Annotated in this window: 21 protein-coding genes and 2 tRNA genes; 12 read left to right on the forward strand and 11 right to left on the reverse strand. The window is 70.3% G+C overall.

Annotation, left to right across the window (positions count from 1 at the left end):
• Window positions 1-41 precede the first annotated feature (41 nt).
• From H036_RS0110465 to H036_RS24385, 8 genes are all read right to left on the reverse strand, one after another.
• On the reverse strand, window positions 42-1,607 hold the full coding sequence (locus H036_RS0110465) for a phytoene desaturase family protein (RefSeq protein WP_017934739.1): 1,566 nt from the start codon (window positions 1,605-1,607) through the stop codon (window positions 42-44).
• Window positions 1,608-1,658: 51 nt separating this feature from the next.
• Window positions 1,659-2,102, reverse strand: a complete 444-nt coding sequence (locus H036_RS0110470) for a hypothetical protein (protein WP_017934740.1) — start codon at window positions 2,100-2,102, stop codon at window positions 1,659-1,661.
• Window positions 2,103-2,333: 231 nt separating this feature from the next.
• On the reverse strand, window positions 2,334-2,831 hold the full coding sequence (locus H036_RS0110475; protein WP_017934741.1) for a GNAT family N-acetyltransferase: 498 nt from the start codon (window positions 2,829-2,831) through the stop codon (window positions 2,334-2,336).
• A 14-nt stretch (window positions 2,832-2,845) separates the two neighbouring features.
• Window positions 2,846-3,532 carry an N-acyl homoserine lactonase family protein gene (locus H036_RS0110480; RefSeq protein ID WP_017934742.1) on the reverse strand — a complete coding sequence of 229 codons (687 nt, stop codon included), beginning with the start codon at window positions 3,530-3,532 and terminating at the stop codon, window positions 2,846-2,848.
• Window positions 3,533-3,601: 69 nt separating this feature from the next.
• Window positions 3,602-3,677: transfer RNA gene (locus H036_RS0110485), tRNA-His, on the reverse strand.
• A gap of 45 nt (window positions 3,678-3,722) precedes the next feature.
• Window positions 3,723-4,367 carry an oligoribonuclease gene (orn, locus tag H036_RS0110490; RefSeq protein WP_017934743.1) on the reverse strand — a complete coding sequence of 215 codons (645 nt, stop codon included), beginning with the start codon at window positions 4,365-4,367 and terminating at the stop codon, window positions 3,723-3,725.
• Between the two features lie 25 nt (window positions 4,368-4,392).
• Complete coding sequence (locus tag H036_RS22490) at window positions 4,393-5,088, reverse strand: vitamin K epoxide reductase family protein (RefSeq protein ID WP_017934744.1); 696 nt, start codon at window positions 5,086-5,088, stop codon at window positions 4,393-4,395.
• 74 nt (window positions 5,089-5,162) lie between these two features.
• Window positions 5,163-6,104 (reverse strand): DUF929 family protein, encoded by a 942-nt coding sequence (locus tag H036_RS24385; protein ID WP_051068658.1) that lies wholly within the window; start codon window positions 6,102-6,104, stop codon window positions 5,163-5,165.
• Window positions 6,105-6,269: 165 nt separating this feature from the next.
• Here H036_RS24385 and H036_RS0110505 point away from each other — a divergent pair, with 165 nt between their 5' ends.
• From H036_RS0110505 to H036_RS0110550, 10 genes are all read left to right on the forward strand, one after another.
• Window positions 6,270-7,001, forward strand: a complete 732-nt coding sequence (locus H036_RS0110505; protein WP_017934746.1) for a DsbA family protein — start codon at window positions 6,270-6,272, stop codon at window positions 6,999-7,001.
• 41 nt (window positions 7,002-7,042) lie between these two features.
• The gene (locus tag H036_RS0110510; RefSeq protein WP_017934747.1) at window positions 7,043-7,315 is read left to right on the forward strand and encodes a hypothetical protein; all 273 of its coding nucleotides are present in this window, start codon (window positions 7,043-7,045) and stop codon (window positions 7,313-7,315) included.
• On the forward strand, window positions 7,312-8,316 hold the full coding sequence (locus H036_RS0110515; protein WP_017934748.1) for an adenosine deaminase: 1,005 nt from the start codon (window positions 7,312-7,314) through the stop codon (window positions 8,314-8,316). The genes H036_RS0110510 and H036_RS0110515 overlap by 4 nt, the downstream gene beginning before the upstream one ends.
• Before the next feature lie 66 nt (window positions 8,317-8,382).
• On the forward strand, window positions 8,383-9,789 hold the full coding sequence (locus tag H036_RS0110520) for a ferredoxin reductase family protein (RefSeq protein WP_017934749.1): 1,407 nt from the start codon (window positions 8,383-8,385) through the stop codon (window positions 9,787-9,789).
• A complete protein-coding gene (locus tag H036_RS0110525; protein WP_017934750.1) occupies window positions 9,783-10,262 on the forward strand; it encodes an FMN-binding protein in 480 nt (159 codons plus the stop codon). Before H036_RS0110520 ends, H036_RS0110525 begins: the two co-directional genes overlap by 7 nt.
• Window positions 10,259-11,041 carry an FAD:protein FMN transferase gene (locus tag H036_RS0110530; protein WP_017934751.1) on the forward strand — a complete coding sequence of 261 codons (783 nt, stop codon included), beginning with the start codon at window positions 10,259-10,261 and terminating at the stop codon, window positions 11,039-11,041. Before H036_RS0110525 ends, H036_RS0110530 begins: the two co-directional genes overlap by 4 nt.
• A 61-nt stretch (window positions 11,042-11,102) precedes the next feature.
• Window positions 11,103-11,546, forward strand: coding sequence for a MarR family winged helix-turn-helix transcriptional regulator (locus H036_RS0110535; RefSeq protein WP_017934752.1), 444 nt, complete (start codon window positions 11,103-11,105; stop codon window positions 11,544-11,546).
• A 10-nt stretch (window positions 11,547-11,556) separates the two neighbouring features.
• Window positions 11,557-13,248 (forward strand): MFS transporter, encoded by a 1,692-nt coding sequence (locus H036_RS0110540; protein ID WP_017934753.1) that lies wholly within the window; start codon window positions 11,557-11,559, stop codon window positions 13,246-13,248.
• Window positions 13,249-13,315: 67 nt separating this feature from the next.
• Window positions 13,316-13,861: an isochorismatase family protein gene (locus H036_RS0110545; RefSeq protein WP_017934754.1), complete on the forward strand. Its 546-nt coding sequence runs from the start codon at window positions 13,316-13,318 to the stop codon at window positions 13,859-13,861.
• The gene (locus H036_RS0110550; protein ID WP_017934755.1) at window positions 13,861-14,415 is read left to right on the forward strand and encodes an isochorismatase family protein; all 555 of its coding nucleotides are present in this window, start codon (window positions 13,861-13,863) and stop codon (window positions 14,413-14,415) included. Before H036_RS0110545 ends, H036_RS0110550 begins: the two co-directional genes overlap by 1 nt.
• Window positions 14,416-14,522: 107 nt before the next feature.
• Here the strand turns inward: H036_RS0110550 and H036_RS22500 are convergent, their stop codons facing one another.
• Together H036_RS22500 and H036_RS0110560 are read right to left on the reverse strand one after the other, a co-directional pair.
• Window positions 14,523-15,665 carry a CDP-glycerol glycerophosphotransferase family protein gene (locus tag H036_RS22500; RefSeq protein ID WP_157417252.1) on the reverse strand — a complete coding sequence of 381 codons (1,143 nt, stop codon included), beginning with the start codon at window positions 15,663-15,665 and terminating at the stop codon, window positions 14,523-14,525.
• A gap of 178 nt (window positions 15,666-15,843) precedes the next feature.
• Window positions 15,844-15,916, reverse strand: a tRNA-Arg gene (locus H036_RS0110560).
• Between the two features lie 62 nt (window positions 15,917-15,978).
• Between H036_RS0110560 and H036_RS0110565 the strand changes: the two genes are divergently transcribed.
• Together H036_RS0110565 and H036_RS24390 are read left to right on the forward strand one after the other, a co-directional pair.
• The gene (locus H036_RS0110565) at window positions 15,979-16,830 is read left to right on the forward strand and encodes an EAL domain-containing protein (protein WP_017934757.1); all 852 of its coding nucleotides are present in this window, start codon (window positions 15,979-15,981) and stop codon (window positions 16,828-16,830) included.
• A 52-nt stretch (window positions 16,831-16,882) separates the two neighbouring features.
• Complete coding sequence (locus tag H036_RS24390; RefSeq protein ID WP_051068659.1) at window positions 16,883-17,749, forward strand: zinc ribbon domain-containing protein; 867 nt, start codon at window positions 16,883-16,885, stop codon at window positions 17,747-17,749.
• A gap of 1 nt (window position 17,750) precedes the next feature.
• On the opposite strand, the gene H036_RS0110575 is transcribed toward H036_RS24390, so the two are convergent.
• A complete protein-coding gene (locus H036_RS0110575) occupies window positions 17,751-19,220 on the reverse strand; it encodes an aminopeptidase P family protein (RefSeq protein WP_017934758.1) in 1,470 nt (489 codons plus the stop codon).
• Window positions 19,221-19,265 lie beyond the last annotated feature (45 nt).

Genomic DNA, 19,265 nt, shown 5'->3' on the forward strand with positions numbered 1-19,265 from the left:
AGAACACTACCAGCGCGTCGAAGGCGTGCGAAATCGAGGCATCAGCGCGTGTCCAGGACCGCTTGGGCGGCGTTGTGACCACCGATCCCGGAGACCGCGCCGCCGCGGCGGGCGCCCGAGCCGCACAGCAGCACGCTGTCCAGGTGGGTCTGCACGCCCCAGCGTTGCGCCGGCGTCTCCAACCGCGTCCGGTACGGCGCCCATGGCCATTCGAGGTGACCGTGGAAGATATGGCCACCCGGCATCGCGACCTCTGCCTCGATGTCCTGGGGGATCTTCGCCTCGATGCAGGGACGCCCGTCGCCGTCGCGGGCGACCACCGAGGCGATCGGATCGAGCAGGTGCTCGTCGAGCGAGGCCATCGCCCGGGCGACCGCCTGGGCCTTGGCCGCGGCCGGGTCGGCGTCGAAGAGCGAGGCGGGGGTGTGCAGGCCGAAGTAGGTGAGCGTGTGGGAGCCCTCCGGCGCTTCCGCCCCGAGGATCGACGGGTCGGTCAGGGTGTGGCAGTAGACCTCGCCGGGCAGGCGCGAGGGCATCGATCCCGAGGCTGCCTCGGCGTACGCCCGATCCAGGTCCGGATAGTCCTCGCTCAGGTGCAGGGTGCCGGCGAAGGCGACGCGTGGGTCCACCTCCGATCGCAGCCGGGGGAGTCGGTCGAGCAGGAAGTTGACCTTCAGCTGCGCCCCGACCGGCTTGGTGGCTGGGTCCTCGGGCTCGCCGAGCAGGATCCGCAGCACCCAGGGGGCGACGTTGGCCAGCACGACCGACGCGCCGACGGTGTGGGCGCCGTAGGGGTCGTCCCAGGTGATCTCGGCGCCGCCGTCCGCTGCTCGGATCTGCCGCACTCCCGCCCCGGTGAAGAGCTCGGCGCCGGCGTCCACCGCGGCACGGGCGAGGGCGTCGGTCACCGACCCCATCCCGCCGACGGGCACCCGCCACTCGCCGGTGCCGTTGCCGATCAGGTGGTAGAGGAAGCAGCGGTTCTGCACCAGCGACGGGTCGTGCAGCGAGGCGAACGTGCCGATCAGCGCATCGGTCGCGACCACGCCGCGGACCGTCGGATCGGTGAAGCGGCGCTCGATGGCCTCGCCGATCGGGCGCTCGACCAGGTCGTTCCAGATGTCCGCGGGGACGCGGTCGCGCAGGGAGCGGTCGGTCGGCAGGGGCTCGGTCAGGGTCGGCGCGACCACCTCGGCGACCGCTGCCACGCCGGCGTAGAAGGCACGCCAGGCGTCGTACTCCTCCTCGCCGCCGGTCAGCGCCCGGAACGACGCCGCGGTGGCCGGTCCCTCCGGCCGTTCGACGAGCAGGCCACTCGCGCGCCCGGCGCGGCTCACCGGCGTGTACGACGCGATCGAGCGCGACTCCAGCCGCAGGTCCAGGCCGAGGTCGGCGAGGATCCGGTCGGGCAGCAGCGAGACCAGGTAGCTGTAGCGCGAGAGCCGCGTCGCGCGACCGGGGAACGCCTGTGCGGACACAGCGGCGCCGCCGACGTGGTCGAGCCGCTCGAGCACCAGGACCTGCAGGCCTGCACGGGCGAGGTAGGCGGCGGCGGTCAGGCCGTTGTGGCCCCCGCCGACCACCACCACGTCGTAGTGACTGCGCACGCCCCCACCTTAGTGACGCGGCGCTAGCCGCTCCCGGCCGATGGCTTCGGGTCAGGTCCGCTTGCGGTTCGCGATCTCGTCGGAGAGCTGCTGCACCTGGGCGGGGTCCGCGTCCCGGGCAAGGGCGACGCAGTGGTCCAGGACGTTCGGCCGGTAGCGCACGGGGAAGGTCTGTCCTGGGGCGAGTCGGGTCAGCTCGGTGATCGTGAAGTCTTCGTCGGCGATACCGCGGAACGAGATGCCGTCGGCGGTCTCCACGTCGATCATCAGGACCACACGCGGATTGCTGTTGACCTCCCGCCAGTCGACGAGGACGCCGAGCGCGAGCGCCCCCGTGCGCAACTCCGCATTGCGCTTCATGGCAGCCCTGCTCAGGAGCGGGTTCGGGGCGACGCCGGGGAAGTCGGGGCCGACACCGAGCGATTCTCGACTCAGGTCGGGCCTGAGCTGCGCCATCAGACCGTCGAGCTCCTGCTTCTTCTTCGAACCGAACATCCTGATCCCTCCCTCACGCCAGTGCCGGAGTCTCGGCTTGGCGCTCCGCGCTCACGGCGATCGTATGGCACGGCCGTTCCCGACCTCCGTCACATCGCTCCGTCCCGATGGCGTCGCCGGCTGCGGTCGAGGACGGGGTCTTTCGAGAGCGACGGACGGGACACGACACCAGAGTTCCAGTCAGAACGCTCACGCTTTGTCAGACCCCGTCCTAGGTCTAGGAGCCGGCCACTAGACGGACAGGAAGATCTGCTTCTCGAAGAAATGCCGAGCGTAGGGGTTGTCGTTGTAGCGCTCGATCTCCCGGTAGCCGGCGCGGCGATACATCCGGACCGCCTCGACCAGGGTGTCGTTGGTGTCCAACCGCACCACGTGGTGCCCCAGCCCCGCGGCGACCGACTCCAGGTGTCGCAGCAGCCGTGTGCCGAGCCCGATGCCGCGCCAGTCGAGGTCGACCCACATCCGCTTGATCTCGGCGTACCGGATGTCGGCGGTGATCGTCTGGACGCCTCCGCAGGCGACCGCCGGTGCGTCGGGCCGGCCCTCCGGGAGGACCACCACGAACGCACCGGTCGGCGCGCTGAGCAGCTCGGCGTCCTTGGTGCTCTGTTCGCCCGCGTCGAAGCCGTCGGGGAAGCGGTCGTCGAGCTCGGCGAAGTACGCCGCCATCGCCGCCGCGGCGACCGTGGACGTGGGATCGACGGTGTGGAAGGTGACGGCTGCGGCCATGCCGGGCACTGTAGTCAGGCCTCCCAGACGGCAGCGTCATGAGCGAAGACCACCCGGCGCGGGTCGAAGGCCAGCAGTCGCTCCATCCACACCGGGGCCGTCGGCAGCGGCTCGCCGTGACCCAGCGCCCGAGCGCGGGCGGCGAGCGCGTCGGCACTCCAGGCCGAGGCGGTGTCGTGTGACTGACCGGCGAGCACCACCGTCCCGTCGGGCGAGACCACGACCACCGACTGGTGGCCCTCGACATGGCCGGGCGTCGGGATCACGTGCACGCCCGGCAGAGGCTCGGCCTCGCCGTCGAGCGCCTGGTAATTGCTGCCCGGGTGGTCGAGCAGCTCGGTGAAGGTGTAGTCGCCCGACCGTGCCGTGGTCAGCTCGGTGCGCTGGGCCAGGATCGGGGTGGCACCGAGGAGTGGGTTGCCGCCGCAGTGGTCGAAGTGCAGGTGGCAGTTGACGACGATGGCCAGGTCGCTGACCGCGACCCCGGCGCCGGCGAGTGCGTCGGGCAGCTCGATCCGACGGGGTCGATACCAGTGCTCGGTCTCCTCGTCGCCGCGACCGATGCCGGTGTCGAGAAGGACCAGGCCGTCGCGGTGGCGAATCAGGTAGCCATAGACCGCCTCGACCCGCGGCGCGCCGCTCCCGGTCTCCGCGGCCGGACGCACGAAGGTGCCGAGCAGCAGCCGGTGGACGCTGGTCACGACGTCAACCTACGCCGTACGACGAAACGGCCCCTGGCCCGCGTCTCCGCAGGCCAGGGGCCGTTTCCTTGGGGTGAGCGACGGGGCTTGAACCCGCGACCCTCGCGACCACAACGCGATGCTCTACCAGCTGAGCTACGCCCACCACGCGCACTGACTGACGTCAGGCACGACCGGAACTATAGGGGAATCAGTTCCCGGTTGTGGAATCGGTATCGGCCTTCAGGCCGGTGATCGAGCCGCCGTGCCGCTCGGCGATCGCCTTGGCGGCGTCGCTGTCGATGCCGGGGAGGGGGAGGAAGACCGCCTCGCGGTAGTAGCGCAGCTCCTCGATCGACTCCTGGATGTCAGCCAGCGCGCGGTGGTTGCCGCGCTTGGCCGGAGCCTGGAAGTAGGCGCGCGGGAACCAGCGCCGGGACAGCTCCTTGATCGTGGAGACGTCCACGTTGCGGTAGTGCAGCCAACCCTCGAGGGTCGGCATGTCGCGGGCCAGGAACGACCGGTCGGTGCCCACGGTGTTGCCGGCCAGCGGCGGCCGCGCGTCGGCACCGCACTGCTCCTGGACGTAGGCGAGCACCTTCGCCTCGGCCTCCGCGAGCGTCACGCCCTCGTCCAGCTCCGGCAGCAGCGCCGAGTTGGTGTGCATCGTGCGGACGAAGTCGTCCATCTGCGCCAGCGCGTCGGCCGGCGGCTTGATCACGATGTCGACGCCCTCGCCGAGCACGTTGAGGTCGTAGTCGGTCACCAGGGCGGCGACCTCGATCAGGGCATCGGCCTCGAGGGAGAGGCCTGTCATCTCGCAGTCGATCCAGACGAGTCGGTCAGAGGTGGACACGAAGAGCACCTTAGTCCGGACCCGCTCAGGCCCAGAGTCGGCTGCCGAAGTGGGCGTAGATGATCCCGATCAGGACCAGGAAGTGCAGCACGATCCACACCGGCGTGACCTCGTAGACGAGCTTGGCCACCGCGTTGTCGTAGGCCCAGCTGCGCAGGTTCCGGGCGGTGACCGCCCAGAAGGTCGGGATCATGACCGCCCACGTCACCATGCACCAGGGGCAGAGCGCGTTGATGTGGAAGATCGTCTGGAACTGCAGCCAGCTGACCATCACGATGCCGCCCACGACCCCGACCTCGAGCGCGATCCAGTGCCAGGCCCGCAGCCTCACGTCTGAGATCAGCAGCACGCCCAGCGCCGCGACCACGGGCCAGGCGGCCACGCCGATGACGGGATTGGGCAGGTTCCAGAAGATCGAGGCCTGCGGCGTGTTGATGACGTGGCCGCAGCCGACGATCGGGTTGAGGTTGCACGAGAGCGTCGGGTTGTGGCCGGCCGCGAGCTGCTCGAAGTAGGAGAGCTTGTCCAGCACGAGGCTGGCGGCGGCGTACAGGCCGACCAGACCGGCGACCAGCAGCCACCATCGCAGCACCCGGCCCTCGCCCGCGTGCCGGCGCTCGTAGTCGTCGGTGGCGAGCAGGTAGGCCCGCCAGGTCTCCTCGTCGGCGTCGGCGTCGGGCTCGACCGGCGGGTCGACGTGAGAGTCGGCGTGGTTCTGCACGGCGCTGCTACTCCTTCATCGGCGGACGGATCCGCACGTTCCTCACTCCATCTTCGCCGACCAGCAGCCGGCTGTCAGGCGGCTGCCTTGACGCCGGCCGCGCTGCAGACGTTCGCAGGCTTCTGATCGGTGAGCTGGCACAGCGTGGAGGTGATGGCGTTCGCGGCACCGACGATCGACTTCGTCACCGTGCTGCTCGGGTCGGAGAGATCCTTGGCGATGTCCTGGTGGCTCAGTCCCTGCAGGGTCGCGGGGTCGTACGCCGCGCCCGAGGAGGCGAACTTGCCGCCGTAGTCGATGAACGGGATGCCGCCGTCGCTGCCGACGTACTGCTTGGTGTCATAGGTGTCCAGGATCTTCTGGTCCTCGGGGCTGAGCGTGTCGAGTGGCTGCCGGTCCCGGTCGGTCTGCTCGACGCCGGTGAAGGAGAGATAGTCGCTCTTGTACGTCGAGCCGTGGAAGCTCAACGTCGCGGTGTCGGGATCGGTGTCGGTCGAGGACGACGTCGTCTGGCCCAGCCCGGTGAAGGTGCCGAACCGGGAGAGCGCGTTGACCACGGCCCAGCGCTGCGCGGCGCAGTAGGGGCAGTACTCGGCCCCGACGTAGAGCACCCGGGGCTTGCCATCGCTGGTGAGCGGCGTGGCTCCGGTCAGTGCCACCGGCTTGGAGATGTCGCTGCCACCGGCACCGACCGCGTCGATGACGCTCGGGGAGACGTTGGTGATGGCCTTCTCCGCCTGCGGATCCAGGGAGGTCGAGGCTGACCCGCCGCCCCCGCCACCTCCGCTGCCGCTGATGCTCAGCCCGATGCCCGTCCCGACAGCGGCGACGATGACCACCACGATCGCGACCACACCGGCCAGCTTGAGGCGCGCCGTACGGCGGGACTTGGCCTGGTCGCGCAGCATCTGGGCGCGCATCGCCTCGCGGCGCGCCGCCTTCGCCGCGTTCTTGCTCGGGGTCCCGTCAGAAGGCGGCGTCGCGCCCTGTGGTTGGTCATTCGCCTTGCCACTCATGCTCCGCATGCTAGATCGCCTCGATGAGAGCAGGTTGAGAGCCGGCTTGAGGGGCGGCTTGGCAACACGACCGGTCGGAGGTCGTCCACCCTGCTCGCGGCTGGGCGCTGCGTGGCAGGATCTCGGTCGACGCACCGCTCTTCCGACGTACGAATGAGGCCTGACATGTCCAAGCGCGACGAACGCGCCACTGCCGCTGCCAAGCTCGCCGAGGAGGCCCGTCGCACGGAGCGCCGCGCCACCATCGTGAAGGTGAGCGCGCTGGTCCTGGCGCTCGCCGCGATCGTCGCGATCTGCGTCGTGATCGGGCTGAACGCCGGTGGCAACGACAAGGTCGACACCGACGCCGCGAACAGCAGCGACGCCTCGACCTACAGCCTCAGCGTCGGCGACCCGAACGCCCCGCACAAGATCGTCATCTACGAGGACTTCCTCTGTCCCTTCTGCGACCAGCTCGAGCTCGCGTCCCGCGACAAGCTGGCGCAACTGGCCGCCGACGGCAAGGTCTACGTGCAGTACCGGCCGTTCCGGCTGCTCTCGCCCCAATACTCCGGACAGGCGCTCAACGCGTTCGCCGTGGTGCTGGCGAAGTCCGGCCCCGACGTCGCCAAGAAGTTCCACGACCTGCTCTACGAGAACCAGCCCGACGAGTCGGGCCCGTTCCCGCCGGTGAGCTCCCTGGTCGACCTCGCCGTCAAGGCTGGTGCCGACGAGAGTGCGGTGCGGGCGGGCATCGAGGACACCACCTCGCAGAAGGCCTGGACCGACGGCGCCACCAAGGCGGCCCAGGCGGCCGGCGTCGAGGGCACGCCGACGATCCTGCTCGACGGCAAGCAGTTCCAGGACGGCAACACCGTGCCCGAGCTCGCGGCCAACCTGATCAAGGCCGTCTCCTGACCCCGTCGCGACCCTGCGGGTGAGCGTTTAGGCTCACGCCCGTGCACATCGAGCGGGTCAAGAAGTACGTCCTCTCGATCCTCGCCTGCGCGGTGCTGATGCTGCACTCGCTCGCGGTGGCGGTGCTCGGCACCCAGACCAACGGCGCCGGTGGCTCCCGGCCCGGACTCTTCGTGATGTCGGTGCTGCTCGGTGCCTTCGGGATCGTGCTGGTGCGCGCGATCAATCGGCTGCCGGTGCTGACGCCCTGGCTGCTCACCGCGCCGGTCATCCCGACCGTCGTCTACGTCCTCTACTTCCAGGTGATCGCATGAAGGACTTCATCGCCGGGCTCCCCAAGGCGGAGCTGCACGTCCACCACGTCGGGTCGGCCTCGCCGCGGATCGTCGCCGAGCTGGCCGCCCGCCACCCTGCGGCAGGCGTGCCGAGCGATCTCGACGAGCTGCGCGGATTCTTCACCTTCCGCGACTTCGCCCACTTCATCGAGGTCTACCTCGCGGTGGTCGACCTCATCCGTACGCCGGAGGACATCCGCTACCTCACCTACGAGATCGGCCGCGAGATGGCGCAGGGCCAGAACCTGCGGTACGCCGAGCTGACGTGCACGCCGTACACCTCGGTGCTGGCCGGCGTCCCGATCGAGGCCTACACCGAGGCGATCGAGGACGCCCGGGTGGCAGCGATGCGTGACTTCGGCCTGGTGCTGCGCTGGATCTACGACATCCCCGGCGAGCTCGGCATCCCTGCCGCCGACGCGACGCTCTCCTACGCCCTCGACCACCGGACCGACGCGCTGATCGGCTTCGGGCTCGGCGGCCCGGAGATCGGCGTACCCAGGCCGCAGTTCGCGCCGCACTTCGACCGGGCCCGCGCAGCCGGCCTGCACTGCGTCCCGCACGCCGGCGAGACCACCGGTCCGCAGACGATCTGGGACGCGCTGAACCTGCTCCACGCCGAGCGGATCGGTCACGGCACCTCTGCCGCGGCCGACCCGGCGCTGCTGGAGCACCTGGCCACGACCGGCATCCCGCTGGAGGTCTGCCCGTCGTCCAACATCGCTACCCGAGCCGTCGCCACCTTGGCCGAGCACCCGTTGAAGACGTTCGTGGAGGCCGGCGTGACGGTCACGATCAACTCCGACGACCCGCCGATGTTCGGCACCACACTGAACCGCGAGTACGAGATCGCCGCCGAGCTGCTCGACCTGGATGAGGCCGGGCTGGCAGAGCTGGCGCGCGGCGGCGTACGGGCCTCGTTCGCGCCGGCCGACGTGCAGCAGCAGGTGCTCGCGGAGATCGACTCCTACCTCGGCTAGGCGCTCTCACCAGTTCCTCAAGAAAGTCCCCAGGAGGACGTCAGGTTCGGCGCGCATGCTCGTCGCATGGCAGCAGTGATCCCGTCGGCCCCGGCGCCGAACGTCTCCTCGACGTTCGGCAGGCTCGCGCGCCGGGACGCGGTGGTCCGCACGGCGCTGATAGCGGTGCTGTGGCTGGGCGTGCTGCTCGTGGCCTACTGGTGGGCGGCGGGCGGCGGCTTCCAAGACCTCGGCTCCTCGCTGACCGACGCCCTGATGTCACTCGGTCGACTCAGCGGCCTGGTCGGCTCGGCCCTGCTGCTGGCGCAGGTGCTGCTGATAGCGCGGGTGCCGCTGCTCGAGCGCGCCTACGGCCAGGACCGGCTGGTGCGGATCCACCGGATCGTCGGGTTCACCTCCTTCGACCTGATCGTGGTCCACGTCGTCCTCATCACGTGGGCGTACGCCGCCGGCAGGCTGTCCTCGACCCCCGCCACGTTGTGGAACCTGACCTGGGACTACCCCGGCATGCTGCTCGCGGTCGCCGGCACGCTGCTGCTGATCCTGGTGGTGGTCACCTCGCTGCGCGCGGCCCGACGCCGGCTGCGCTACGAGTCTTGGCACCTGTTGCACCTCTACGGCTACCTCGGCGCCGGGCTGGCGCTGCCGCACCAGCTGTGGACCGGGCAGGAGTTCCTCGCGAGCCCGCGGGCGACGTACTTCTGGTGGGCGGCGTGGGCCGCCGTGGCCGCGACGGTGCTCGTCTTCCGGGTGCTCGCGCCGCTGGTGCGCAACTACCGGCACGGGCTGCGGGTGGCGGCCATCTTCCCCGAGGGCCCGGGGGTCGTCTCGGTCCACCTGATCGGCCGCCGGCTGGACCGGCTGCGCGCCGAGCCGGGGCAGTACTTCACCTGGCGCTTCCTCGACCGGGAGGGTTGGACCCGGGCCAATCCGTTCTCGCTCTCGGCGGCGCCCGACGGACAGACGCTGCGGATCACCGTGCAGAACGACGGCGACGGCAGTGCGTCGGTGGCGGCGCTGCGACCGGGGCAGAGGGTGCTTGTCGAGGGCCCGTTCGGCCGGATGACGCCGAGGGCGCGGACCCAACGCAAGGTCGCCATGATCGGGGCCGGCGTGGGTCTCGCGCCGCTGCGGGCGCTGGCCGAAGGGCTCGGATATGCCCAGGGGGAGGCCGTGCTGCTGCAGCGCTATCGCAGCCACCCGCTGTTCTCCGGCGAGCTCGGTGGCCTACGCGAACGACGCGGGCTGAACGTGGTCGCGATGCCGGGACCTCGACGCAGCCTGGGGTCCTGGGTGGGCGAGGGCTATGACGGCTACACCGACACGCAGGTCCTGCTCGGCTGGATCCCCGACCTGGTGCAGCGCGATGTCTACGTATGCGGCCCGCCCGCCTGGACGGCCGCGGTACGGAAGGCGGCCGAGCAGGCCGGCCTCCCCCGGGAGCAATGGCACGAGGAGGCGTTCGGATGGTGAGGGGCGTGAACCGGATCGTCTTCTGGTTCCTCTCGACGGTCACGGTGCTGGTGCTGCTCTTCGGTTACCACACCTCCACCTCGGGGCCGGCGGCCTCGGCGCCGCTGAGCGCGATCGCCTCGGTGACGCCGGGCGCGACCAGCGACGCGACGACGGAGGACTCGGGAAGCTCGAGCGGCTCCAGTGGCTCGTCCGCCACGACCACCGTCACCGGGGACGAGGCTCAGACGCAGTGGGGACCGGTCCAGGTGCAGCTGAGCATCGCCGACGGCAAGATCACCGACGTGGCGGTGCCGACCTACCCCAACGGCAACGGCCGCGATGCGGAGATCAACTCCTACGCGCTCCCGCAGCTCGTCAAGGAGACGATCGCCGCGCAGAGCGCCGACATCGACATGGTCAGTGGCGCCACCGTCACCAGCGACGGCTACCTCCAGTCACTGCAGAGCGCACTCGACAAGGCCGGCCTGTGAGCACCTCCGTCGACAGCACGCGAACCACGCCCGTGATGCGGTACGTCGACCACGTGATGGGGATGCCGGTCAGCCTCGCCCTGCGCGGCCGACACGCGGACGACGCCAGGGCCCAGGATGCGTGGGCCGAGGCGATGGCGACACTGCGCGACGTCGACCGGGTGTTCTCCACCTACCGTGCCGACTCGCACGTCTCGCGGCTCGATCGCGGCGAGATCACCTTGGTCGCCTGCCCGCCGGAGGTGCTCGAGGTGCTGGCGCTGGGGGAGCGGTGGCGGCAGGAGTCGGGCGGGGCCTTCGACGTACGGCGTCGGGGGGAGGACGGTGAGCTGCACCTCGATCCGAGCGGCGTGGTCAAGGGCTGGGCCGTCGCGCGGGCGGTGCGGCCGCTGCGGCACCTGGAGGAGACCGGCTTCTGCCTCTCCGCAGGTGGTGACATGGTCTGTGCCGCCGCACCCGGATCGGCGCCGTGGCGGATCGGCATCGAGGACCCGCACGACCCCACCCAGGTGGTGGCGATCGTGCCCGTGCACAACGGCGCCGTGGCAACGTCGGGCCTGGCCCACCGCGGCGCCCACATCACCGATGCCCGGACCGGGCGGGTGCCCTCCGCCGTGGCGTCGGTGACCGTCGTCGCCGACGATCTGGTCCACGCCGACCTGGACGCCACCGCAGCTCTCGCGCTCGACGAGGACGCGGTCTCCTGGCTGGCCGGGCGACGCCGTACGGCGGTGGTGGTGTGGGCCGACGGGCGGCGGGAGGTGCTCGGGCAGGAGTAACGGATGACGTGTTACCCACCCATCTCGTCCGGGCAGATTGATCAGGCTAGACTGATCAACCGTGACTGATCATGCTGCCCTGGAGGAGATCGCCTCCGGCCTCGCGATGAGCGTCAGCCTGCTTCGCCGCCGACTCCGGCAGCGCCCCGTCGAGGGCGTTGACGGCATGCCGACGGTGCCCGAGCTGTCGGCACTCGTGCGACTCGACCGGTTCGGGCCGGCGACCAACGCCGACCTGGCGAAGGCCGAGCAGATCAGTCCGCAGGCGATGAGCGCCACGCTCGGTGGCCTGGAGCGGCGAGGCCTGATCGGCCGGACGGGCGACCCCGCCGACGGCCGCCGCATCCTGCTGGCGATCACCGACCACGGCAAGCAGATGATCGCGGCCAAGCGCGCCGTCCGGACCGAGCAGCTCGCCGCCGCGTTGACCCAGCTCGATGCCGACGAGATCGCCACGCTACGGGCCGCCGTACCTGCCCTCGAGCGGCTGGCAGCCCACCTGTGAGCGTCGCGCTGTGACCACCGTGCAGGAGCGGAGCCGCTCGCAGAACTACCACTGGATCGCGCTGGCCAACACCACCGCCGCGGTCTTCATGAGCGCTCTGGACGGCTCGATCGTGTTGATCGCGTTGCCGGCGATCTTCGGCGGGATCCACATCGACCCGCTCGACCCGCACAACTTCAGCTATCTGCTGTGGATGATCATGGGTTATCGCCTGGTGCAGGCAGTACTGGTGGTGACGGTGGGTCGTCTCGGTGACATGTTCGGCCGGGTCAAGATCTACAACTCCGGATTCCTGGTCTTCACCATCGCCTCGGTGCTGCTCTCCTTCGACCCGTTCGACGGCGGCCGCGCGGCGATCTGGCTGATCGCATGGCGGGTGCTGCAGGCCCTCGGCGGCTCGATGCTGATGGCCAACTCCGCGGCGATCCTCACCGACGCGTTCCCGGCAGAGCGACGCGGTTTCGCGCTCGGGGTCAACCAGGTCGCCGGCCTTGCCGGGCAGTTCATCGGCCTGACGCTCGGCGGCCTGCTCGCCGTCTGGGACTGGCGCGCCGTGTTCTGGGTCAACGTCCCGGTCGGCATCTACGGCACCATCTGGGCCTACACCATGCTCCACGAGACGGCCGTACGCCGTACGCACCGGCCGCGCTTCGACTGGTGGGGCAACCTCACCTTCGCCGGCGGCCTCTCGGCGATCCTGATCGGCATCACCCAGGCGCTGCACCCCTACGGGAACCACACCATGGGCTGGACGAACCCGGTCGTGCTGGCCGAGCTGATCGGGGGAGTGGCGCTGCTGGTCGCGTTCGTGGTCATCGAGCAGAACGTCCCCGAGCCGATGTTCCGCCTCGGCCTGTTCAAGATCCGCGCCTTCACCGCCGGCAACATCGCCGGTCTCACCGCCTCCATCGCGCGCGGCGGCATGCAGTTCGTGCTGATCATCTGGCTGCAGGGCGTGTGGCTGCCGTTGCACGGCTACGACTTCGACAGGACGCCGCTGTGGGCGGGCATCTTCATGGTGCCGCTCTCGATCGGCTTCCTGGTGGCCGGCCCGATCGCCGGCACCCTGTCGGACCGGCTCGGCTCGCGCGGCATCGCAACGAGCGGGATGGTGCTGTTCTCGGCGACGTTCCTGGGACTGGCCGCGCTGCCGATCGACTTCCCGTACTGGCTCTTCGGCACCCTGATCTTCCTCAACGGCATCGCCAACGGCATGTTCACCGCGCCCAACACCTCCTCGATCATGAGCTCGGTCCCGGCCTCGTACCGTGGGGTCGCGTCGGGCATGCGCGCCACCTTCCAGAACACCGGTACGGCGCTGTCCATCGGCGTGTTCATGTCGCTGCTCACCGCCGGCCTGGCCGCCAAGCTCCCGCACACGTTGTCCACCGGGCTGGTCGCCCACGGGGTCTCCTCCGACGTCGCCCAGCAGGTCGGCTCGCTGCCGCCGGTCTCCTCGCTGTTCGCGACCCTGCTCGGGGTGAACCCGATCCAGCACCTGCTCGAGCCCACGGGGGCGCTCGACCATCTCACCGCCGCCCAGCGTGCCCAACTGACCGGCCACACCTTCTTCCCACAACTGATCGCGGGGCCGTTCCACACCGGTCTGGAGATCGTCTTCGTGACCGGCGCCGTGCTCGGCCTGGTCTCGGCGTTCGCCTCGCTGCTGCGTGGTGGCCGCACCGTGAACCTGCCCGACTGATCAAGGCCCTCGACCCGGTCGAGGTCCCACCTGCCTGTCCTATCCAGCCACTCGAAGGGAAACCCCCATGCCGCTCACCACCGTCGACCCCACGCCGGCCCTGATCGTCGTCGACCTCCAGGCGGGCATCGCGCCGCACGCCGACGCGTCGGTCATCGCGAACAACGTCACGCTCCTCGACGCCTTCCGGGCGCAGGGCCACACCGTGGTGCTGGTCAACGTCGCCGGCGGCGCGCCCGGCCGCACCGAGCTGAACCCGGCCGGCGGCGCCGGGGCCATCCCGGAGGAGGCCACCGTGCTGATCTCCGAGCTGGGCGTCACCGAAAGCGACATCCTGGTCACCAAGACCACCTGGGGCGCGTTCGGCAGCACCGACCTGCACCAGCAGCTCCAGTCCGCGGGCGTGACCCAGGTGTTCGTCACCGGTGTCGCGACCTCGATCGGGGTGGAGTCGACCGCGCGCGAGGCACACACGCTCGGCTACCACGTGGTCACGGTGCCGGACGCGATGGGCGACCTCGCGCCCGAGCCGCACGAGGCCGCGATCTCGCTGGTCCTCCCGCGACTGAGCCAGGTCGCCTCGACCGCCGAGGTCGTCGAGGCGCTGGCCTGATGCCGTTGAGCATCCTCGACCCGAAGCCCGCGCTGGTGGTGGTCGACCTGCAACGGTCGATCGTGGCCATCGGCGTACCGGGGACCGCCGAGGTCGTCGCCCACTCGGCGCGCCTCCTCGAGGCGTTCCGTGCGGCCGGCCACCTGGTCGTGCTGGTCAACGTCGATGCCTCCCCGGGAGGGCGCAGCGACCACAACCCCGGCGGGGTGCCGACGCGACTGACGGGCGACCAGCTGGAGCTCGTGCCCGAGCTCGGCCGGCGCGACACCGATCTGGTGGTCACCAAGCACACCCGTGGCGCGTTCCACGGGACCTCGCTGGAGAAGGAGCTCGCCGAGCGCAGCGTCACCCAGGTCTTCGTGACCGGGATCGCGACCGGCTCAGGCGTCGAGGAGACCGCTCGCGAGGCCTATGCCCGCGGCCTCAACGTCGTCGTGGTGACCGATGCGGTGGCCGACCGCGACCCGGAGGTGCACGCCTTCGTGCTGACCCGAGTGCTGCCGAGGTTCACCGAGACCGCGACTGCGGACGAGGTGCTGGCAGCGCTGGGATGAGGCGTTCGGTTTTGACCCCCAGGGGTCAAAACCGAACGTTGGGGGTCAAAACTTTGCCCCCCAACCTGCGGTTCTGACCCCCAGGGGTCAAAACCGCAGCCGCACGCTCAGGCCGTGACAGCCACCGCAGCCGGCACGCCGAGCAGCCGGTCCCGCAGCTCGACCAGCTCGGTGACAGCAGCCGTGAACCTGCGGGTGCTGTCGCCGACCGCGAGGTCGTCGAAGTAGTGGTGCCGCATCGCCGTCCTGGCCAGCTGGTGCTCGTCGTGCGCCAGGCGGGCGGTCACCAGCTCGGTCAGGTCGGCGAGGTTGCTGGAATCGACCACGTCGGCGACCCGACTCACCGGTGCCTCGGTACGCAGCAGCTCGCGGTCCTCCCACCTGTCGGTGATCAGGATCGGCTTCTCGGTACGCAGGTAGAGCCAGTCCAGACCGACCGACGACACGTCGGTCACCATGGCGTCGCAGTGTGCGAAGACCGCCAGGATGTCGCCGTCGGGGATCGCCAGATGGCCAGCGGTGGGATCGCGCACAGCTCCCCAGGCCAGTACGTCGAGGATCGCGCGGTGCCCGGCCGCGACGGCAGGCACCTCGCTGGTGGTGACCTTGGGGTGCGGCTTGTAGACGATCCGCACACCCGGCACCGCGAGCAGCGCCCGGACGATCTGCGGCCCGAAGACGTCGACCGAGGTGTAGCAGTTGTAGTCGGCGTCGCCCTCCCAGGTGGGCGCGTAAAGGACGGTCTGCCGGTCGCTGGGCGGCAGGATCGGCTCGGGTCGCAGGTCCAGCTGCGGCCGACCGATCCGGACCAGCTTGGACTCCTCGAGCTCCATCAACGCGCCGCGGTGCCGCTGCACCGCCGCCTCGCCGGCGACGAAGACGCGGTCGTAGGCCTTGGCGTTGTTGCTGACCATCGACTGCTTGTCGCTCTCGCCGTGGTTGATGTGCACGTGCAGCATCCGGGCGTTGATCAGCGAGTTGAAGTTCCGCACGCCGTTGTTGCAATAGAGCACGACCTTGGCGTCGAGCTCGGCGTAGAGCTCGCTCAGGTCGTTGAACTCCTCGGCCACGAAGACGGGCAGCGTCGTGCGCTCGCGCACGACCGTCGCCGTCTCCGGATCTCGCAGCACGACTCCCACCGGATGGCTCTCGTCGAGCAGCTCCAGGACCGGCAGCCACTGCAGCAGCTGGTAGACCCGGGTCGGGTCGTCGGAGAAGTAGCTCAACACAGAGGGGCGGGGGGTCGTCACCGACGGATCATACGGCTCCGGACGGGCCTTCAGGAAATAGGTGCTGACCTGCGTAAACGCGATGTTTCGGAGAGGCTTCGTCCAGGCCTCCGCGGTGCTTCCCGAAGCCCTCGCGGAGGGGGCCGTGCCGCGTCGTGCAGCACGGCCCGCTCCGCGTCGGCGAAGGGATTCCGACGAGCGCCCTCGGCAGGAGTCGAACCCGCAACCAGCCGGGTAGAAACCGGATGCTCTATCCATTGAGCTACGAGGGCCAGGCGGCAACATTCTGGACCATGGACCTCAGGTGAATGGCCCCAGGGCCGAAGGATCGGGGGTGGATTCCGAACTCACGGCGGCCGGCCTGCCCATGGTCGCCGTGCCCCGGCCACCTGTGGGGGATCCGGTGACACTCAGTAGAGCCACGATCTGCTGGCTGCTGGAGAACGGCGGCGTGGCGACGGCTTACCAGCCGATCATCGACGTACGGCGCAACCGGGTCATCGGCTGGGAGGCCCTGCTGCGGGCGCAGCACCCGGAGATCGGTGCGATCTCGCCGATCGCCCTGGTCGAGGCGGCCAGCGAGCACGGCCTGATCGACACCCTCACCCGCCGGGTGGTCGAGGACGCCTGGCACACCATGGCGCTGGCGCGCGACATCGTCGCCGAGCCGCTGACGATCCACCTCAACCTCGAGCCCGCCCAGCTCGGTCCGGACCAGCCGCTGCTGCAGTGGATCTCCGACATCGCCTGGCCCGACGACGTGCGCGTGATCGCCGAGATCACCGAGCGCGGCGCCGACCGTTGGCTGCCCGTCCACGAGTCCGGTGCGAGCACCCTCACCTCCGGCGGTCTGGCGCTCGCGATCGACGACTGCGGCGCCGGCTCCTCGCGGCTGGGGTTCCTCAACAGCCGGCACTGGGACATGGTCAAGCTCGACCGCAGCCTGATGGCCGAGAGCGGGGAGCGTGCCCTGCTGGTGCTCAAGCACCTCGTCGAGATGCTGGCCGCGCTCGGCACCGTCAGCCTCGCCGAGGGGATCGAGACGGTCGATCAGTACCGCACGGCGCGGGGCCTGGGCATCGACGAGGCCCAGGGCTACCTCCTCGGCATGCCGGTCCCCGGAGCCGTCATGCTGGCGGCCCTGGCCAAGAACGGCCTGGATATCGACATCGACATCGACATCTGATTCTGGCCGGCGACCGCGCGGACGGAGGGGACACGGCTTAGGGTTTCGGCTCGTGGACCAGCACTTCTGCACCGCCTGCGGCCACCGGGTCGGCTCGGGTGACCTCTTCTGCACCGGTTGCGGCACGCGGGTGACCGCGGAGGCCCAGGCTCCTGCCCAGTCGGACGCATCGCCCGAAAGCACCGCCGTACGGCCGTCGGTCCTGGACCAGATGATGGCCGAGCCAGCCGATGCCACGGCCGTACGCCGAGCAGTTGCGCCCACCAGGCCGCGCAAGCGCCGCTCCCGCCCGCGCTTCTGGGGATGGGTCGCAGCCGCGGCCGTCCTGGTCGCGGCGGTGTCCTACGGCCTCGGCACGATCGCCGACGGAGGCGACGACACACCCGCCGCGACCGCCCCGGGGAGCCGCGCGTCCACCGGCGCGAGCGAGACCGGGCAGCCCTCGCCGAGCGCGTCCACGGCGGACCCGCAGGCGCTCGCCCAGGCGAAGGCGCTGCACATCCTGCTCGGCCGATCCGCCGCCGACAAGGAGAAGATCGCCGTCGCCGCCTCCGAGCTGGAGACGTGCCGCCACCTCCCGCAGGCGGTCCAGACCTTCGAGGACGCGGCCGCCTCCCGCGACCGGCTGTTCGAGCAGGTCGCGGACCTCCAGGTAGGGCTGCTGCCGGGCGGCGGCGCGGCCGTCGCCAGCTTCAGCGACGCGCTGCGCGCCGCCGCTGACGCCGACCGCGCCTTTGTCGCGTGGGGACAAGCCCGGCACAAGGGGCGGCACCACACGTGCAAGGGCGGCAAGCCGCTGCAGCGCGCCGCCGTAGGGCTGAGCTCGGCCTCGCACGCGCCCAAGCAGCAGACCGCTCAGGCGTGGAACGTGATCGCGACCCAGTTCGGGCTCGCGAAGATCACCTGGAACAGCCTCTGAATCAGAGGTGGCGGCCCATCCACGCCTCGACGTCGGCGGCCGCCCGCGGGAGGGCCGAGGACAGGTTGCGATAGCCGTCGGCGGTGACCAGGATGTCGTCCTCGATCCGGATGCCGATGCCGCGCAGCTCCTCGGGCACGAGCAGGTCGTTGTCCTGGAAGTAGAGCCCGGGCTCGACGGTGAGGACGTAGCCCTCGTCCAGCGTGCTCTCCCTGCCGTAGGCGGCCTGGCCGGCCTGGGCACAGTCGTGCACGTCGAGGCCGAGCATGTGCGAGGTGCCGTGCAACGTCCAGCGGGCGTAGGTGCGGTTGTCCTCGCTGAGCGCCTCGTCCACCGAGACGGGCAGGAGACCGAGGTCGTCGAGACCGTGCGCCAGCACCGTCATCGCGGCGTTGTGCGGGTCGCGGAACCCGGCGCCGGGGCGGACAGTGTCGATGCCGGCCTGCTGGGCGTTGAGGACGAGCGTGTAGAGGTCCTTCTGCAGCGGCGAATAGGTGCCGGAGATCGGCAGCGTCCGGGTGATGTCGGCGGTGTAGAGATTGCGGTTCTCGACGCCCATGTCGAGCAGCACCATCTCGCCGGGGACGATCGGGCCGGTGTTGTCGACCCAGTGCAGCGTGGTCGCGTGCCGTCCGCCGCCCACGATCGAGTCGTAGCCCAGGTCGTTGCCGTGCGCGCGGGCACGGCGGAAGAACGTCCCCTCGATCCAACGCTCGCCGTACTTGATCGCGTTCGCCCAGTCGGCGACCGAGTCCTCGAAGCCGAGCGCGGTGATGTCGCACGCCTCCTGGAGCTGCTCGACCTCCCAGGCGTCCTTCTTCAGTCGAAGCTCGCTGGCCACCCGGGCCAGGTCGGCGTCGAGGCTCGCGTCGGGCGCGACCAGGCCGTCGACGTACGCCGACGCTCCGCGGAGCACGCGCGTCTTGGTCGACCCCTTCAGGGCGTCCTCGAGGCCGTCCACGTGGCGTACCTCGATGCCGAGCGACTCCGAGAGCTCGCCGAGGGAGGGCCTGCGGCCGACCCAGAGCTCGCCGTAGGTGGCGTTGCGGAAGAACTCCTCGGAGTCGCTGCCGGCGCTGGGGCGCGCGTAGAGAGCGGCCGAGCCGTCGGGCTCGATGACCAGCACTGCATCCGAGGTCTGGTTGCCGGTGAAGTAGGCGTGGGCGGTCTCGGGGCGGAAGCGGTAGTCGGTGTCGTTCGCGCGGACCTTGTAGCGGCCCGAGGGGATCACCAGCCGCTCGCCCGCGAACGCCTCCGCCAGCCGGGCGCGACGAGCGGCCGCGTGCGTGGCCACCGGATGCGCCGGCAGGTCGAGCGCGCGCTCGCCCCAGCCCTGCATCATGAAGGAGCGCCACGCCTCGGGCACCTTGTCGTCGTGGGGCCTGGTGCCGTCCTGGGTGCCGTCCTGGTTCTCAGTCGGCAGGTCGGTGGGGTGAGGGGTCGCCTCGGGGGTCACCGTCTGGTCGCTCATGCTCGGAATGCTACGCGAGCCGCCCCGTCGCCGACCTGCACCGAT

Origin of the sequence: Nocardioides sp. Iso805N, from assembly GCF_000364605.1 — a bacterium.
Classification (GTDB): Bacteria; Actinomycetota; Actinomycetes; order Propionibacteriales; family Nocardioidaceae; genus Nocardioides.

What these genes read in the sequence shown, in the direction of transcription:
- H036_RS0110575 (WP_017934758.1), bottom strand. Translation starts at nt 19,220, where the DNA reads ATGAGCGACCAGACGGTGACCCCCGAGGCGACCCCTCACCCCACCGAC.
- H036_RS0110470 (WP_017934740.1), bottom strand. Translation starts at nt 2,102, where the DNA reads ATGTTCGGTTCGAAGAAGAAGCAGGAGCTCGACGGTCTGATGGCGCAG.
- H036_RS24385 (WP_051068658.1), bottom strand. Translation starts at nt 6,104, where the DNA reads ATGAGTGGCAAGGCGAATGACCAACCACAGGGCGCGACGCCGCCTTCT.
- H036_RS0110505 (WP_017934746.1), top strand. Translation starts at nt 6,270, where the DNA reads ATGTCCAAGCGCGACGAACGCGCCACTGCCGCTGCCAAGCTCGCCGAG.
- H036_RS0110550 (WP_017934755.1), top strand. Translation starts at nt 13,861, where the DNA reads ATGCCGTTGAGCATCCTCGACCCGAAGCCCGCGCTGGTGGTGGTCGAC.
- H036_RS0110545 (WP_017934754.1), top strand. Translation starts at nt 13,316, where the DNA reads ATGCCGCTCACCACCGTCGACCCCACGCCGGCCCTGATCGTCGTCGAC.
- H036_RS0110515 (WP_017934748.1), top strand. Translation starts at nt 7,312, where the DNA reads ATGAAGGACTTCATCGCCGGGCTCCCCAAGGCGGAGCTGCACGTCCAC.
- H036_RS0110520 (WP_017934749.1), top strand. Translation starts at nt 8,383, where the DNA reads ATGGCAGCAGTGATCCCGTCGGCCCCGGCGCCGAACGTCTCCTCGACG.
- H036_RS0110475 (WP_017934741.1), bottom strand. Translation starts at nt 2,831, where the DNA reads ATGGCCGCAGCCGTCACCTTCCACACCGTCGATCCCACGTCCACGGTC.
- H036_RS0110525 (WP_017934750.1), top strand. Translation starts at nt 9,783, where the DNA reads ATGGTGAGGGGCGTGAACCGGATCGTCTTCTGGTTCCTCTCGACGGTC.